The organism is Pantoea agglomerans (assembly GCF_020149765.1).
In the GTDB taxonomy this organism is placed as follows: Bacteria; Pseudomonadota; Gammaproteobacteria; order Enterobacterales; family Enterobacteriaceae; genus Pantoea; species Pantoea alvi.
The window spans coordinates 1,868,075-1,882,602 of the sequence record NZ_CP083809.1 but is presented as its reverse complement, the minus strand read 5'-3'; the positions used below and the strand labels follow the sequence as shown (position 1 = coordinate 1,882,602).

General features: G+C 61.7%; 14 protein-coding genes. 8 read left to right on the top strand and 6 right to left on the bottom strand.

Annotated elements, in window-relative coordinates; genetic code table 11:
• Position 1: 1 nt before the first annotated feature.
• Positions 2-1,648: a ShlB/FhaC/HecB family hemolysin secretion/activation protein gene (locus LB453_RS11625; RefSeq protein WP_224481743.1), complete on the bottom strand. Its 1,647-nt coding sequence runs from the start codon at positions 1,646-1,648 to the stop codon at positions 2-4.
• A 384-nt stretch (positions 1,649-2,032) separates the two neighbouring features.
• Positions 2,033-2,941 (bottom strand): LysR family transcriptional regulator, encoded by a 909-nt coding sequence (locus LB453_RS11620; RefSeq protein WP_103795909.1) that lies wholly within the window; start codon positions 2,939-2,941, stop codon positions 2,033-2,035.
• Positions 2,942-3,045: 104 nt separating this feature from the next.
• On the opposite strand from LB453_RS11620, the gene LB453_RS11615 reads away from it, so the two are divergent.
• Positions 3,046-4,134 carry an NADH:flavin oxidoreductase gene (locus LB453_RS11615; RefSeq protein ID WP_103795910.1) on the top strand — a complete coding sequence of 363 codons (1,089 nt, stop codon included), beginning with the start codon at positions 3,046-3,048 and terminating at the stop codon, positions 4,132-4,134.
• Between the two features lie 244 nt (positions 4,135-4,378).
• Here the strand turns inward: LB453_RS11615 and LB453_RS11605 are convergent, their stop codons facing one another.
• Entirely contained in the window at positions 4,379-4,774 is a 396-nt protein-coding gene (locus tag LB453_RS11605; protein WP_103795911.1) for a VOC family protein, read from the bottom strand.
• 380 nt (positions 4,775-5,154) lie between these two features.
• Here LB453_RS11605 and LB453_RS11600 point away from each other — a divergent pair, with 380 nt between their 5' ends.
• The 7 genes from LB453_RS11600 to LB453_RS11570 all read left to right on the top strand — a co-directional run bounded on the left by LB453_RS11600 (position 5,155) and on the right by LB453_RS11570 (position 12,138).
• Positions 5,155-5,418, top strand: coding sequence for a hypothetical protein (locus LB453_RS11600; protein ID WP_146053826.1), 264 nt, complete (start codon positions 5,155-5,157; stop codon positions 5,416-5,418).
• A 410-nt stretch (positions 5,419-5,828) separates the two neighbouring features.
• Positions 5,829-6,680, top strand: a complete 852-nt coding sequence (locus LB453_RS11595; protein WP_103795913.1) for a transporter substrate-binding domain-containing protein — start codon at positions 5,829-5,831, stop codon at positions 6,678-6,680.
• A 12-nt stretch (positions 6,681-6,692) separates the two neighbouring features.
• On the top strand, positions 6,693-7,412 hold the full coding sequence (locus tag LB453_RS11590; protein ID WP_103795914.1) for an ABC transporter permease: 720 nt from the start codon (positions 6,693-6,695) through the stop codon (positions 7,410-7,412).
• An 11-nt stretch (positions 7,413-7,423) separates the two neighbouring features.
• Positions 7,424-8,152 (top strand): ABC transporter permease, encoded by a 729-nt coding sequence (locus LB453_RS11585; protein ID WP_103795915.1) that lies wholly within the window; start codon positions 7,424-7,426, stop codon positions 8,150-8,152.
• A 1-nt stretch (position 8,153) separates the two neighbouring features.
• Positions 8,154-8,948 carry an ABC transporter ATP-binding protein gene (locus LB453_RS11580; RefSeq protein WP_103795916.1) on the top strand — a complete coding sequence of 265 codons (795 nt, stop codon included), beginning with the start codon at positions 8,154-8,156 and terminating at the stop codon, positions 8,946-8,948.
• Entirely contained in the window at positions 8,945-10,441 is a 1,497-nt protein-coding gene (hutH, locus tag LB453_RS11575) for a histidine ammonia-lyase (RefSeq protein WP_103795917.1), read from the top strand. The genes LB453_RS11580 and hutH overlap by 4 nt, the downstream gene beginning before the upstream one ends.
• A gap of 209 nt (positions 10,442-10,650) precedes the next feature.
• Positions 10,651-12,138, top strand: coding sequence for a sensor domain-containing diguanylate cyclase (locus tag LB453_RS11570; protein ID WP_103795918.1), 1,488 nt, complete (start codon positions 10,651-10,653; stop codon positions 12,136-12,138).
• Here the strand turns inward: LB453_RS11570 and arnF are convergent.
• Genes arnF through arnT form a run of 3 tightly spaced genes read right to left on the bottom strand, consistent with a single transcriptional unit; the run spans position 12,133 to position 14,515 of the window.
• Positions 12,133-12,516, bottom strand: a complete 384-nt coding sequence (arnF, locus tag LB453_RS11565; RefSeq protein WP_103795919.1) for a 4-amino-4-deoxy-L-arabinose-phosphoundecaprenol flippase subunit ArnF — start codon at positions 12,514-12,516, stop codon at positions 12,133-12,135. The genes LB453_RS11570 and arnF overlap by 6 nt on opposite strands.
• Positions 12,513-12,845 (bottom strand): 4-amino-4-deoxy-L-arabinose-phosphoundecaprenol flippase subunit ArnE, encoded by a 333-nt coding sequence (gene arnE / locus LB453_RS11560; RefSeq protein ID WP_103795920.1) that lies wholly within the window; start codon positions 12,843-12,845, stop codon positions 12,513-12,515. Before arnE ends, arnF begins: the two co-directional genes overlap by 4 nt.
• Entirely contained in the window at positions 12,842-14,515 is a 1,674-nt protein-coding gene (gene arnT / locus LB453_RS11555) for a lipid IV(A) 4-amino-4-deoxy-L-arabinosyltransferase (protein ID WP_224481742.1), read from the bottom strand. The genes arnE and arnT overlap by 4 nt, the downstream gene beginning before the upstream one ends.
• Positions 14,516-14,528: the final 13 nt, after the last annotated feature.

Below are 14,528 nucleotides of genomic sequence, written 5' to 3'. Positions count from 1 at the left end.
CTTAGAAAACCAGCCCGACGCGGGCGTAAATGCTGACGCGATCCGGCTGCAGATAGCCGGGATAGCTGAGGGGAATGCCGAGGGTGTACTGGGTGTAAAAATAGCGGCCGCGCGTGCCGAGTCCGATGGCGCTGCCCCACAGCGTGCCGGTCGCTTCCCGGTTCTGCGCGTCGCTTTTCAGCCAGCCGCCGTCCACCGCGGCCAGCGCGCTCACCTCGCCCATGACCGGCAGCGTGAACAGGCGGTAGCTGAGTTCGTTACGCAGGTAGCCGCCGACGTCGCCGGAGAGATACTGCTCTTTAAAGCCGCGCACCGAGCTTTCGCCACCGAGCGTCAGGCGCTCGCTGCCGTAAAGCCGATCGGGCGACCACTGACCATAGAGGCTGCTGAGCCACCAGAGATCCTTTGCCAGGGGGCGCTGGAAGCTGCCGCCCAGGCTCCACTTGCGGAACTGCGCCTTGGGCAGTAGGTCGCTTTTGCCCGCGTCGCTTTCGGCATCAAACCAGGGCATGCCGCGGCTGAAGGTCGGGTTCAGCGTGGCCACCCCGCCGAACATTTTTTGCGTGTGGTTGAGCCCCAGCTGCAGGCTGGTGATTTTGCGGCTGCTGCCAGCGAGCAGCGTATGGTTGAGGAAGTTATGGCTGGTGTAGTGGTTCAGGCCGAGCTGCGCGCCGGTTTTGATATCGCCGTTGCGGAACAGCACCCACGAGCCATTCAGGCGGTGCGCAACGTTGTCGCCGTTGCTCAGCCAGGTAAAGCCGTTGTTGACGAAGCTGCTGTGATAGCTGCTCCAGCTGTAGCTGTAGTCGAGCAGTCCGTAGCCGTACGGCACGCTGACGCCCGCCTGCAGGTTCTGCGCGTCGCGCCAGTCGCTAAAGGCGCTGCTGCGTCCGCCGCTGATAAACCAGCGGTCCGCCAGCCCGAGCAGGTTATTGCCGGTGAGCGAAGCGCTGAGCTGGCCGACGCCGGTGCTTTTCTGCCCGCTGTTGTCAACGCCCACAGCGGCGCTCAGGGGAAATTCCGGCTTCGCGGTGAGATTAACCACGGAATAGCCCGCTTTGGGTGACGGCTGAATATCGATCTGCACCGGCGTGCTGCGCACCCGGTTAATTTGCTCCATACCCTGCTCAATATCACGCAGGTTGAGGATGTTGCCTTCCAGTCCGGGAAAAGCCATCGCCAGGACGCGCGGATGCTCGCCCTCAAGACGAATTTCATCCAGCCTCCCCTCCAGCACCGGAATAATCAGCTCGCCGCTGGATAAATCCTGTTCGGTCAGGAACGCCCTGCTGGTAATATAGCCGCGCTGCATATACCAGTCGGAAATGCCATGCACCAGCGCGTTAATTTCCGATAAGTTAAGGCAGCGATGAATATAGGGCGCGGTAATTCTTTCCCGCTGGCGCGCAGAGAGCAGCGAGGCGTTGCGAATATCGATGGCGTGAACCGGAAAACAGGGGCCGGTTTGCGAGGAGGCCGCAGCGGGCGCGCGTTCAGTCGACACGGCGTTCCAGAGGGCATCGCGCTGCTGCCGATCCTGATTCAGCCGCTGCTGCTGCTGATTTTGAATATAATCGCGGTCGGCAGGATTTAACGGCGCCGCAATAGCTGAAGTTGCAAATAAGCTGACGCACAGCGCCAGTAACATCCCTGATTTAGCCATTATTAAAAACTTAAGTTAAGTTAATTATAATCGTCGTCCCTTCCCTGCGACACAGAATATCACCAAAACAATGGGAAAGTTCCGGTTAAAAGCAGAAAAAAGCAATTTCCCGCTGATTTAATACAGCAAGGCGTTAAATGATTAATTAACTCAAATTAAAAGCATTAAAGATGGCGCCGATTATTAACGCATAAATAATCTGGCGGCAGGCTGATATTACTGATTAACGTTATTCGCGCGGTGAATTAGATCGTAAACGCAACTGATAAATAATGCAGGCGTCGCTACAGCGCCTTATACAGAAGAGTGGCTCTTCCCTCGGTCTGAAATCAGCCCGCGACGGTATCGACGCCCCTTTTACCACAGCGGCTAAAGGGGATCTTTACCGTTTTGCCCGGCATCGAAGGGCTGCAGCGCCGCTTTCAGCGCCTTTAACAGCAGCGTCGTTCGGTAAGGCATATACTGTCGGGTCGGCAGCAGCGCCCAGACCGCCAGCGCGTGTCGACTGGCATCCGCCAGCGCAATTTCCACCAGCTCTCCCCGATGCAGCTCGTCACGAACATCAAGAAAGGTCAGCTGCGCGATGCCGATACCGGCCACGCACATCTCCCGCACCCCCTCGACGCTGCTGCAGCTGAAGCGTGCGGCGATCGGGCAGTTCACCACCTGGCCGTGCTGCTCGAACATCCAGTGCGCCACCCCGGATATTTTCAGGCAGCGATGCTGCTGCAGATCGCTGAGGCTGGCCGGCTGGCCATAGCGCGCCAGATAGCCGGGCGCGGCGCAGAGTATCCGCGGATTATCGGCGAGCCGGTGGGCGATCAGCGTTGAGTCCTTCAGCGGCGCCAGCCGCAGCGCCATGTCATAGCCCTGCCCGACGATATCGACCAGGCTGTCGCTCAGGTTGAGATCGACCTGCAGCGCGGGGTTCGCCTCCATTATTGCAGGGAGCAGCGGCAGCAGATGACGCTTGCCGAATTCCGACGCCGCGGTAACGCGCAGCAGCCCGCTGGCGCCCTGCGCTGCGGAGGTAAACAGACTCCTGGCGGTTTCTTCCGCCTCCAGCATCAGGCGTGCATAGGGCAGAAACGCCTCCCCTTCGCTGGTTAACGACACCGCGCGCGTGGTGCGCTGAAACAGGCGCACCCCCAGCTCGCTCTCCAGCTGCGCTAACCGTCGGGAGATGGTCATCGCCGTTGCGTTAATGCGCCTGGCCGTCTCGGTAAGATTGCCGGTGTCGGCAATGCTGCAGAAAATCTCAACGTTTTTTAAGTCCATTGTAACGATATCCGTTATACAGCTTGTCGATTTTGGCGATTATTCGCCGCAGGAGGCTGCATTACAATAGTTTAATCAGATAATGATTCAGGGGATGCTGCACTATGACTAAACGACTTTTCACTGCCGCCACCATCAAGGGCACGCACTTTACCAACCGCGCCATGGTGGCGCCGATGACCCGCATCTCCGCCTCGGAAGCTGGCGTGCCGGGCGAGCTGATGCAGCGCTACTACGCCAGCTTTGCGCGCGGCGGCTTCGGCGGCGTGATTTCAGAGGGGCTCTATGTCGACCAGGCCTGGTCGCAGACCTACGCTTTTCAGCCCGGTATTGTAACCGATGAGCAGGTAGAGGGCTGGCGCAAGGTGGTTGATGCCGTGAAAAGCCAGGGTGCCGTCTTTATCGCGCAGCTGATCCATGGCGGTGCGCTGTCGCAGGCCAATATCTATCGCCGCTCCACCGTCGCCCCTTCAGCAGTGCAGCCGGTCGGCCAGCAGCTCGGCTTCTACCACGGTCAGGGCGATTATGCGCTGCCGGAGGCGATGAGCGAGGCGCAGATCCAGCAGGCGATTGACGCCTTTGCCGCCAGCGCGGCGCGTGCGGTCAACGCGGCGGGTTTTGACGGCGTCGAGATCCATTCAGCCAATGGCTATCTGCTCGATCAGTTTCTGACCGACTACACCAATCAGCGCACCGACCGCTGGGGCGGCGATATCGAAGCGCGCCTCAGCCTGACGCTGGCGGTGATTAAGGCGGTGCGGGCGCAAATCGGGCCTGATGCCATGCTGGGCGTGCGCATCTCGCAGGGTAAGGTCAACGATTTCCATCACAAGTGGAAAGAAGGCAAAGCGGGCGCGGCGAAAGTGTTTGCTCTGCTGCAGGAGGCGGGCGTGGATTATATCCACGTAACGGAATATCAGGCGTGGAAACCCGCCTTTAGCGACGGCGAACAGACCTTTGCCGCTATCGCCCGCGAGGCGGCGCCGGATACCGTGCTTATTGTTAACGGTGGTCTCGATACCGGTGAACTGGCAGAAGAGCAGCTTGAGCAGGGTGCCGATTTTGTGGCGATCGGCAAGGCGGCGCTGGCCAATCACGACTGGCCGACGCGCGTCGCGCAAAACGCACCGCTGCGCGCGCTGCCGGAGAATGTGCTGTCGCCGGTGGCCAATATCAAACAGAGCGAAGTTTAATCTTCGTCAGCTTGCCGGGCCGATGCTGTAACGCAGGCCCGGCGGTAAAGCGCCGTTATCGCGGCTAAAGCGCAATAACCATATCGATGCAGCGCAGCTCTGCCTGAGCAAGCCTGGAGGGGTAGAGATTTTCCTGCACAAAGCGAAAGCCGTGGCGCTCATAAAACCTTTGCGCATTAGGGGTAGAGGCGAGCTGTCGCTTTCTTTGTTGGTTGGTTTTCTCGCCCGTCGGTGTCGCGCCGCATCAGCGCTCGCCCCAGCGCATATGCTGAATCACGACCCGATAGCCATCGCCATCTTTAAATGTCACGCCCCTTCTCTCCCAGTAGGGATTAAACGATTCCACTCGGACAAAGCCAGCCCGATCCATCTTTGCGCAGCGCATCTCCCAGCTCTGCTGGTCAGGCACGTAGAGAACCAGCAGATCTTCGGCCGACGGAGAGGGCGTAACCGGATGAAAGTGACACTGGGTGAATTCAAGATGCCAGGGCAAATCATCGCGCCCTAACATACAGCCGCTGAAACCACCGTGATCGCGAAATTCGCCGATGATCTGCAGATCCAGTCCGCTGACGTAGATCTGAGCGCTATCGCTCAGCAGGCTCACCGGCCTGGCGATACGCATATGCTGAAATTCCATAGCCACCTCTCTTTATGCTCCTGACAGATCGCTGCCGTCTGTAATATGCACCACTCGCCAGCAAGGAAAAACCATCTTTGAAGGATTTATTCACGCAGGAATAGCGCCTTACGGCGATAGAGGCGCGATCTGGCTGCGCCGGATGGGCGTGGTTACGCGATTAACCGCGGCCATCCTGTGGCGGAAGAGCCACCTGACGAACTGAGCGCCGCGCTGCTACGCTTTCTTCGTTGGTTGCGCGGCGTCATCTGCTTCGCCTCAAAAACTCTCCTGCCCGCCAGCGTCATCTTTCGCCTTTAGCGACAGATTGCCGTCAGGCACTCGCGGCAGGGTTTTGAATTAACCTTTCGTTGTTTCGCCGTCATCAGGGCATCGCGCGGATGATAAAAGGTGCCGATAAACATGCGGAGCGGTATCGCGGGCAGCCTGTTACAGGCTTTGGTATGCAGAACAAAGCAGCCTGTGGCGTCGCATTCCAGGGTGAGGTAATAAAAGCTGTTTGTCATGATGGCCGGTTAAAAAAAGCTGTCGTCAATACAATATTCAATATCCTGAAACAGATTGATACATCAGCCAAACCTATCGCTGGGAAAGGCTTGCCCTATCAACTCAACCCAGCATATTTTGCTATCAGTTTTACGTAAAACATTATAAACCCAAGGCAATGCCACCCATCCCTGCCTGAATATTCGATTTTATCGTCACTATTAACCTGACCTTAAGATGAAAATAAATATCTGCTGGCGCCTGCGGCCTGGACTCTCTCGCACTCTTTTTACGCAGCGATGCGCGTTTTCGGTGCAGAAGCAAAAGGTGACGCCGGTTTTTAAGCCTGTTTTCCCGCTTTCAACTGATTGTGAACTGGCACAACTCTTGCAACTTGTATGTACAAGTTAATCTTCTGCTTCATTTAACAAAATTTTATCAAGTGATGCTCACAAACCGAGCAGATCAACGGTGTATCAGCACAGATTTACTTGTATATACATGAAATGTCATTTCACCCTTTTCACCACCGGATGGCCTATATCGATTACTGACCAGGAGAAGCCGCATGACGCAACGCGCCCCTATTCGCCGTTTTTGCCTCACCACCCTTTTCGCCACGCTGCTGCTGACCGGCGCGGCCGCACAGGCGAAAGAGTGGAAATCGATCACCATAGCAACTGAAGGAAGCTATGAACCCTGGAACCTGACGCTGCCGGGCGGCAAGCTGGGCGGCTTTGAGCCTGAGCTGATGGAGGATCTCTGCAAGCGCATGGGCACGCAGTGCAAGCTGGTGGTGCAGAACTGGGACGGCATGATCGCCGGGCTGAATGCCGGCAAATATGATGTGATCATGGATGCGATTGTCATTACGCCGGATCGTAAAAAAGTGGTCAACTTCACCACGCCCTACGCCTCAACGCCCGCCACCTTTATTACCAGCAAAGAGAACCCGCTGCTGCCGGCCGACAGCAACATTATTAAGCTGCACGATGACGAGGCGGCGATCAACGCGGCGATCGCCCCGCTCAAGGCGGCGCTGAAAGGCAAAACCATCGGCATCGCCTCCGGCACCGTCTACACCCCCTTTATCGACAAATATTTTAAAGGCGACACCGAGGTGCGCGAATACACCTCATCGGCGGACGCCATTCTCGATCTGCAATCGGGCCGCATCGACGCGGTATTTGACGACGTCACCTTTGCCCAGTCGATGCTGGCGCGCAAAGAGAACGCCGGTCTGACCTTCAGCGGCCCGCAGCTGGGCGGGCCGATCTGGGGTGAAGGCGAAGCGATGGGCGTGCGCATGGCGGATAACGACCTTAAAGCCAAACTCGACGAGGCGATTCATGCGGCGCTGGCCGACGGCACGGTGAAAAGGCTGAGCGAAAAGTGGTTTAAAACCGACGTAACCCCGTAAGAGAGGTAAAAGATGATGAGCCTGCTGAGTTTTGGCGCGGACGGCTGGGGCCGTCTGATCCTGAGCGCCGCCTGCACCACGCTGCTGCTGTCGCTGGCGGCGCTAATTATCGGTGCCGTCGTCGGCTCCGGCGTGGCGGCCGCCCGGCTCTCCTCTCAGCGCTGGCTGCGCTGGCTGGGCGAGAGCTATTCGGTGGTGTTTCGCGGTATCCCCGAACTGCTGGTGATCTACCTGTTTTATTTCGGCGGATCCGGCCTGATTACCCTGGTGGGCCAGCTGTTCGGCGCGGACGGCTTTATCGAGGCGCCGCCGTTCCTGATTGGCGCGCTGGCGATCGGGCTCATCTCTGGCTCCTATCAGGGGGAAGTCTATCGCGCGGCGCGTCTGGCGCTGGCCAACGGCGAAGTGGAAGCGGCGGTGGCGATCGGCATGCCGCGCTGGCGCATCGCCCAGCGCATTCTGCTGCCGCAGGTGATGCGCTACGCGCTGCCCGGCATGTCGAACGTCTGGCAGATGAGCCTCAAGGATTCGGCGCTGGTCTCGGTGACCGGCATTGTCGAACTGATGCGCGCCAGCCAGGTCGCCGCCGGCTCCACCCGCGACTACTTCACCTTCTATCTGGTCGGCGGCGCCTGCTATCTGGCGCTGACGCTGCTCTCTAATCAGGCGTTTCGTCGGGCGGAGTCGCGCCTCGGACGGGCGTGGCAGAGCCGCACCGCGGCGCAGCATTAAGGAGCAGCAGCATGATTGACGTCGCCTTTCTCACCGACACCTTTCTTAAGCTGAGCGCCGCCCTGCCGGTGACCCTCGGCCTGTTTATCAGCGCCTTTCTGTGCGGTGGCGCGCTGGCAATCGGCATCCTGGCGCTGCGCATGAGCCGCTGGCGGCTGCTGAGCGCCTTCGCGCGCAGCTACATTCTGGTGTTCCGCGGCTCGCCGCTAATGATCCAGCTGTTTCTGATCTACTACGGGCTTGGGCAGTTCGGCGTGATCCGCCACAGCATCGTCTGGCCGCTCCTGCGTGAACCCTTTGTTTGCGCGGTGCTGGCGCTGTCGCTCTGCACCGCGGCCTATACCGCGGAGATCCTGCGCGGGGCGCTGCTCGCCGTGCCCGCCGGACAGGTTGAGGCTGGCCTCGCCTGCGGGATGTCGCGCTGGCTGCTGCTGCGCCGCATTATCGCGCCGGTGATGCTACGCTATGCGCTGCCCGCCTACTCTACCGAGGCGATTCTGCTGGTGAAGTCCACCGCCCTGGCCAGCCTCGTTACCGTCTGGGACGTTACCGGCGTCGCGCAGCAGATCATCCAGCGCACCTACCGCACCATGGAGGTGTTTCTCTGCGCCGCCGTTATCTACCTGCTGCTTAATTTTATTATCGTCCAGCTCTACGCGCTGCTGGAACGTCGTCTGACCCCGGTGCACCGCACGGCAAAAAAGCCGTTGTCCGCCGCTAAACCGCTTGTCGGAGAATAATATGCATTCCACCTCCCCCGTTACCCTGTCCGCCACGGATATTCATAAATCCTTCGGCGCGATGGAAGTGCTGAAAGGTATTTCGCTGCAGGCGCATAAAGGCGATGTGATTTCGATTCTTGGCGCCAGCGGCTCGGGTAAAAGTACCCTGCTGCGCTGTATCAACCTGCTGGAAACGCCCGATGCCGGCGTGGTCAGCGTCGGCGGCGAAACCATCGAGATGAAGCGCCACGCGCGCGGTCATCAGCTGGCGGCCAACCCCCGGCAGATTGAGCGCCTGCGCGCCCGACTCGGCATGGTGTTCCAGAGCTTTAATCTCTGGTCGCATATGACGGTGCTGCAGAACGTTATTGAAGGGCCGCACTACGTGCTGAAGCGCGACAGGAAAAGCTGCATCGCCCAGGCGGAGCAGCTGCTGGATCGCGTCGGCCTGCTTAACCGCAAAGATTTCTATCCGGCGCAGCTCTCCGGCGGCCAGCAGCAGCGCGTGGCGATCGCCCGCGCGCTGGCGATGGATCCCGAGGTGATGCTGTTCGACGAGCCGACCTCTGCGCTCGATCCCGAACTGGTGGGCGAAGTACTGAAGGTGATGCGCAGCCTGGCGGAAGAGGGACGCACCATGCTGGTGGTAACGCACGAAATGGGCTTTGCGCGCAACGTCTCTAACCGCGTGGTGTTTATGCATCAGGGCACCATTGACTGTCAGGGCGCCCCGGAGGCGATGTTCGGCCAGCAGGGATCGCAGCGCTTTAAACAGTTTATCTCCAGCCACCACGGCGCGGAGCAGCCATCATGACCGTTATCTGGGGCGATAAGCCGATAACGTGGCAGGAGCTGGTCGCGGTGGCGCGGCATAACGCGTCGTTGAGCTTAAGCGCCAGCGCCTGGCAGCGTATCGCCCAGGGGCGCGCCATTGTCGATAAGATCGTTGCCAGCGGGCAAATCGCCTACGGCGTCAATACCGGCCTCGGCGCGCTGTGCAATATCACGCTGGCGGACGAGCAGCTTAGCCAGCTGTCGCGCAATACCCTGCTTAGTCATGCCTGCGGGGTCGGTCCGCTGCTGACGCGCGAGCAGGCGCGCGCCATTCTGTGCGCGGCGATCGCTAACTTCAGCCACGGCAGGTCGGGCGTCTCGACGGGACTGGTGCAGCATATGCTGGCGCTGGTGAATCACCAGATCACGCCGCAGGTGCCGTCGCAGGGATCGGTGGGCTACCTGAGCCACATGGCCCACATCGGTCTGGCGCTGATCGGCGTCGGCGAGGTGGAGTATCAACACCAGCGCATGCCCGCCGCGCAGGCGCTGGCGCTGGCTGGCCTGGAACCCTGGCGTCCCGGCGCCAAAGAGGGGTTAAGCCTGGTAAACGGCACGCCCTGCATGACCGGGCTCGCCTGCCTGGCGCTGGACGATGCCGCACGCCTGCTGGACTGGGCAGACGTCACCGGCGCAATGAGCTTCGAGGCGCTGCGCGGCCAGCTGGCGGCGTTCGACGCCGAGGTGCTGGCGCTGAAGGCGAGTCCCGGCATGCAGATCAGCGGCCAGCGGCTGCGTCAGCTGCTGAGCGACAGTCCGCTGCTGGCCGCCAGCGTCGGCATTCGCACTCAGGATGCCCTCAGCCTGCGCTCAATGCCGCAGGTGCACGGCGCCAGCCGGGATCAGTTTGCCCACGCCGCGCGTCAGATCGACACCGAACTCAACGCCTGCACCGACAACCCGCTGGTGCTTGGCACGCCGGAAGCGTGGCGCGTGGTGTCGCAGGCCAATCCGCACGGTGAGTCGGTGGCGATGGCGGCGGATCTGCTGGCGATCGCCATGGCGGAGACGGGCAGCATCGCCGAGCGGCGCCTCGACCGGCTGGTCAATCCGCTGGTGAGCGGCCTGCCGCCCTTTCTGGTGGCGCAGCCGGGGGTTAACTCCGGCATGATGATCGCGCAATATGTCGCGGCGTCGCTCTGCGCGGAGAATCGCCAGCTGGCGCAGCCGGCGGTGCTGGATAACTATGTCACCTCGGGGCTGCAGGAGGATCACCTCAGCCTGGGCACCGGCGCGGCGCTCAAGCTGCTGAAGCTGCTGGAAAACGTCTGGCATATTCTGGCTATCGAATATCTGCTGGCGGCGCAGGCGCTCGACTTTCACGGCGACGCGGCGCTCGCCTCGGGCACGCGGCGAGCCTTACAGAGCCTGCGCGCGGTGGTGGCAAACTGGCAGCAGGATCGCTGGCTGGCACCCGATATTGCCCAGGCGGTGAACCTGTTAAAAAACACTCCCGACGTTACCACGCTGTAACCCCCTGGCGGCGGGCTGTCGCCCTCTTCCGGGCCTGTTTCCGCGGCGGCGCGGCCCGCGCTGCCGCTGCGCTTGCTTGCCCGCGCTACGCCTCTCTTTCTTCCCCCTGCCCGCAGGGCCGTTTTTAACTGCTACCTTTTACTGATAACCCGTTGTTTTATCGGAGAGAGAATTTGCCATTGCCCCGCGCCAGGAAAACAGAGCGCCTTGTGCTGCTGTTTCTGCTTTTTATTAGCCTGTTTATCGTGACGGCGTGCAGCTGGGCGCTGTGGCACTCCTGGCAGCACCGGTTACAGGATGTCTCGGTGCAGGCGCGCAACCAGGCGCTCTCGCTCTCGCGCCAGGCGCAGGATACCTTTCTTCAGGTCAGTATCGCGCTGGATGAAATCGCCCGCCAGGCTGACGCGGTCTATAGCCGCCCCGAGGCCTACAGCGGCAGGCACGGCATACTGGCGGGGCTTTCGCTGCCGCTGCCCCAGCTGGCCGGCCTCTACGTTTATGACAAAGAGGGCAACTGGCTCGCCACCTCGCGCGACATGGCGTTTAAGCAGATGAACAACGCCGACCGCGACTCTTTTATCTGGCACCGCGACCATGCCGATCCGGGCGTGCATATCGGCCAGGTGATCCGCAGCCGCAGCGCCGAGGAGCTGGTGATCCCGGTCTCCCTGCGGCTAAACGATGCAGAGGGAAATTTTCGCGGCGTGGCGCTCGGTTCGGTAAAAGTCGCCTTTTTCCGTCAGTTTTACGGCTGGTATGAACAGAGCCCTGGCGATATGCTGGCGCTGATGAATACCGAGGGCATTCTGCTTTACGCCCGCCCTTTCCCCGATAGCGTGCTTAACCGCAGCCTCTCCTCCAGCCCGCTCTTTACCCGCCTGCTCAGCCAGTCGCGCATCGGCAGCTCCACCTGGGAGAGTCGCCTCGACGGCGAAGAGCGTCTTTTTGGCTACGCCCGGCTGGAGCGCTATCCGCTGGTGACGGCGGTCGGCTATGAGACGCAGGCGATGCGCTACGCCTGGTGGAAGAGCAATATTACCGGCATCAGCATCAATATCTTCACCTGGCTGCTGGTGCTGCTGTTCGGCTTTCTGGTGCTGCGCCAGCTGCGCGCCAGCCAGCGCAGCCAGCAGGCGCTGATGCACACGCAGGATGAGCTGACGCGGCTGAACGGCACGCTCAGCGATCTGGCGATGCTGGATGGCCTGACCGGGCTGGGCAACCGGCGGCAGTTCGATTTTTATCTGGAGATGAGCCTGCGCGGCGCGGCCTCGCCCGTCTCGCTGATTATGTTCGATGTGGACTACTTCAAGCGCTACAACGATGAGTATGGCCATATTGCCGGCGACCGCTGCCTGCAGGAGGTGGCCGCCGTGCTGAAGCACCTGCCGCTGCGCAGCACCGACCGGGTCACCCGCTACGGCGGCGAAGAGTTCGCGATTATTCTGCCGGGCACCCACGCCCGCGACGCAGAGAAAGTGGCCCACCGGGCGCTGGAAGCGATTCGCCGCGCGGCGCTGCCGCATGAGGCGAGCGAGCTGCCGGAGAAAATCGTTACCCTGAGCGCCGGCATCAGCGCCTCGCCTCCCGGCGAGACGCCTGACGCGCTCAAGCTCGCCGCCGACCAGGCGCTCTATATGGCTAAAAAGGCGGGACGCAACTGCATCGCCGGTAGCGATGGCCTCTGCCTGCTATAGTCTCGTCCGCCGTGGCGGAACGGCGATGGCCAGCAGCCCGAGCAGAATCAGCAGCACGCCCGCCAGGCCGCTCCAGCGAAACGGCTCGCCGAAGATGGGCAGCAGCACCGCCGCCAGCCACACCAGCACGTAGCTCAGGCTCAGCAGCGGATAGAGTCGGTTGAGCGGCAGATGGCGCAGCGCCAGCATCCAGCAGAGCATTGAGAACGCATAGGCCAGCAGCCCGACGGCGAGCGGCAGCAGCGTGCTGCTGTGCTGCACCCAGTCAACGCCTGTCAACGCCGAGACGGGTGGAAAATCGCGCATCGCCAGGCGCAGTGCCAGCTGCGCCAGCGTCACCAGTAGCACCGATCCGAGCGCCAGCACCCAGCCTTTCACAGATGACTCCCCATCAGCGCCACGCCCGCCACAATGGCCAGCGTGCCGAGCCACTGCCGCAGCGTATAGCTTTCCTGCCAGATCACCCGTGCGGCGATCGCCACCAGCACAAAATTAATGCTGAGCATGGGATAGGCGACGCTAACCGGCACCAGTCGCAGCACCCACAGCCAGAGCAGCATCGCCAGGCCCAGCAGCAGCAGGCTCAGGGCAATCCACCCTGTCAGGTGGATGTTGCCCCGACGGCGGCCGAGGTTGGCCGCCTGCTTCTGGCAGAGCTGCGCGATGCAGCTCAGCAGGCTAACCAGCGCAATCAGTAGCAGGCTCATGGCGTGGCGTCATAGCCGTAGTAGACCAGCCGCCCCTGCTGATAGCGATCGTCCGGCGTCGGCAGATGCGCATCCGGCGCGTTCTCGTCTGAATTGAGCATCATAACGACCGATACGCGCCCCTGGCGACGATGCGCCCGCAGCCAGTCAGCGAAGGCCGCGCCGTCGACGTAGCGCGCCTGCGCATCGGGGTAGCTCAGACCGTACTGCACCTCGCCTTTGGCGTCATAAAGGGTGATGTCGCTGCGCCGCAGCGACCAGGCGATCGCCGAGGCGACGCCGGGATTGTCAGCCAGCAGATAGCGGCTGCCCGCCAGCCGCTCACGCACCGCGCTGACGAAATTCAGCGGCTGCTTCGCATCGCGCACCTTCTGCGGAATGGCAAACCCCACCAGCAGCGCCAGCGCCAGCGGACAGAGCGCCGCCCGCTGCCAGCGGCTGCTCCCCGGCCGCAGGCTCAGCCAGCCCGCAACCCCCCAGCCGGCAAAGGCCGCCGCCGCCGCCGCTGCGCGCAGCGCTTCATCGCGCGCGTAAAGCGGATGGCGCGCCAGCCCCCAGGGCGCAAGGAACACCACCACCGCCGCGGCGGCAATCAGCCCGAACAGCAGGTTAATTGCGCCGTTGATGCGAAACACCCTGCCGAGCCGCACGCCGCCGCCGTGGGCGTAGTGCGCCATCAGCAGCGCCAGCGGCGCGAAGCACGGCAGGATATAGGTAGGCAGCTTGCCTTTGGCGATGCTGAAAAACAGCAGCGGCAGCAGCACCCAGCTCAGTAAGTAGGCCGCGCCGGCCTGCTCTGCGCGCTGCCGCCACGCCGTGGTCAGCGCGCCGGGCAGCAGCGCCAGCCAGGGCAGCGCGCCCGCCAGCAAGACCGGCAGGTAGTACCAGAACGGCGCTTTGTGCTGCGCGTCCGCTTCGGCGAAGCGCTGGATATGTTCGACCCAGAAGAAGTAGTGCCAGAAGTCCCCTTCCTGCCGGGCGATCGCCAGCGCCCAGGGCGCGCTAATAGCCAGCGCCGTGACGACGGACAGCGTCCCCCAGCGCAGCAGCTCGCCGAAGCGCCGCTGCCAGATAGCCCAGGGCGTAATTGCCAGCACCGGCACCGCCAGCGCCAGAAAGCCTTTAGTCATAAAGCCAAAGCCGCAGGCGACGCCGAGCAGCAGATAGCCGCCGAGCCGCTGCCGCCTGCTGCCCGCCTGCGCCGCCAGCCAGTAGCTGCACATCGCCGCCACCAGCCACAGCAGCAGAATGGGATCGAGCACCGCATAGGTGCCGATGCCATACACCAGCAGCGAGGTCAGAAAAATTACGCTGCCGGTCAGCGCGACGGTGCGGCTGGCGAACAGGCGCGCGCCAAGCCAGTAGAGCAGCAGCGCGCTGAGCGCGGTGCTGAAAATCGCCCCGGCGCGCACGCCGAACAGGGTATGGCCGAAGAGAAGCTGGCCGATATTATTGACCCAGTAGCCGGCGATCGGTTTTTCAAAGTAGCGCAGGCCAAAAAAGTGCGGCACCACCCAGTTGCCGCCCGCCACCATTTCGCGGCTGATCTCGGCGTAGCGGGTTTCATCCGGCTGCCACAGGCTGCGGAATTCAATAGGTATCAGATAGTAGAGGACGAAAAGCGCCAGCAGCAGCGCCGTCTTTGTCCCCGCGCGCAGCGGTGTCCACATAGAGAAGCGTCCT

Excerpts from the sequence above, each read along its gene's own strand:
- LB453_RS11580 (WP_103795916.1), top strand. The coding sequence starts at position 8,154 with ATGCATTCCACCTCCCCCGTTACCCTGTCCGCCACGGATATTCATAAA.
- LB453_RS11595 (WP_103795913.1), top strand. The coding sequence starts at position 5,829 with ATGACGCAACGCGCCCCTATTCGCCGTTTTTGCCTCACCACCCTTTTC.
- LB453_RS11615 (WP_103795910.1), top strand. The coding sequence starts at position 3,046 with ATGACTAAACGACTTTTCACTGCCGCCACCATCAAGGGCACGCACTTT.
- arnT (WP_224481742.1), bottom strand. The coding sequence starts at position 14,515 with ATGTGGACACCGCTGCGCGCGGGGACAAAGACGGCGCTGCTGCTGGCG.
- arnE (WP_103795920.1), bottom strand. The coding sequence starts at position 12,845 with ATGAGCCTGCTACTGATTGCGCTGGTTAGCCTGCTGAGCTGCATCGCG.
- LB453_RS11605 (WP_103795911.1), bottom strand. The coding sequence starts at position 4,774 with ATGGAATTTCAGCATATGCGTATCGCCAGGCCGGTGAGCCTGCTGAGC.
- LB453_RS11625 (WP_224481743.1), bottom strand. The coding sequence starts at position 1,648 with ATGTTACTGGCGCTGTGCGTCAGCTTATTTGCAACTTCAGCTATTGCG.
- LB453_RS11620 (WP_103795909.1), bottom strand. The coding sequence starts at position 2,941 with ATGGACTTAAAAAACGTTGAGATTTTCTGCAGCATTGCCGACACCGGC.
- LB453_RS11585 (WP_103795915.1), top strand. The coding sequence starts at position 7,424 with ATGATTGACGTCGCCTTTCTCACCGACACCTTTCTTAAGCTGAGCGCC.
- LB453_RS11590 (WP_103795914.1), top strand. The coding sequence starts at position 6,693 with ATGATGAGCCTGCTGAGTTTTGGCGCGGACGGCTGGGGCCGTCTGATC.
- hutH (WP_103795917.1), top strand. The coding sequence starts at position 8,945 with ATGACCGTTATCTGGGGCGATAAGCCGATAACGTGGCAGGAGCTGGTC.
- LB453_RS11600 (WP_146053826.1), top strand. The coding sequence starts at position 5,155 with ATGATAAAAGGTGCCGATAAACATGCGGAGCGGTATCGCGGGCAGCCT.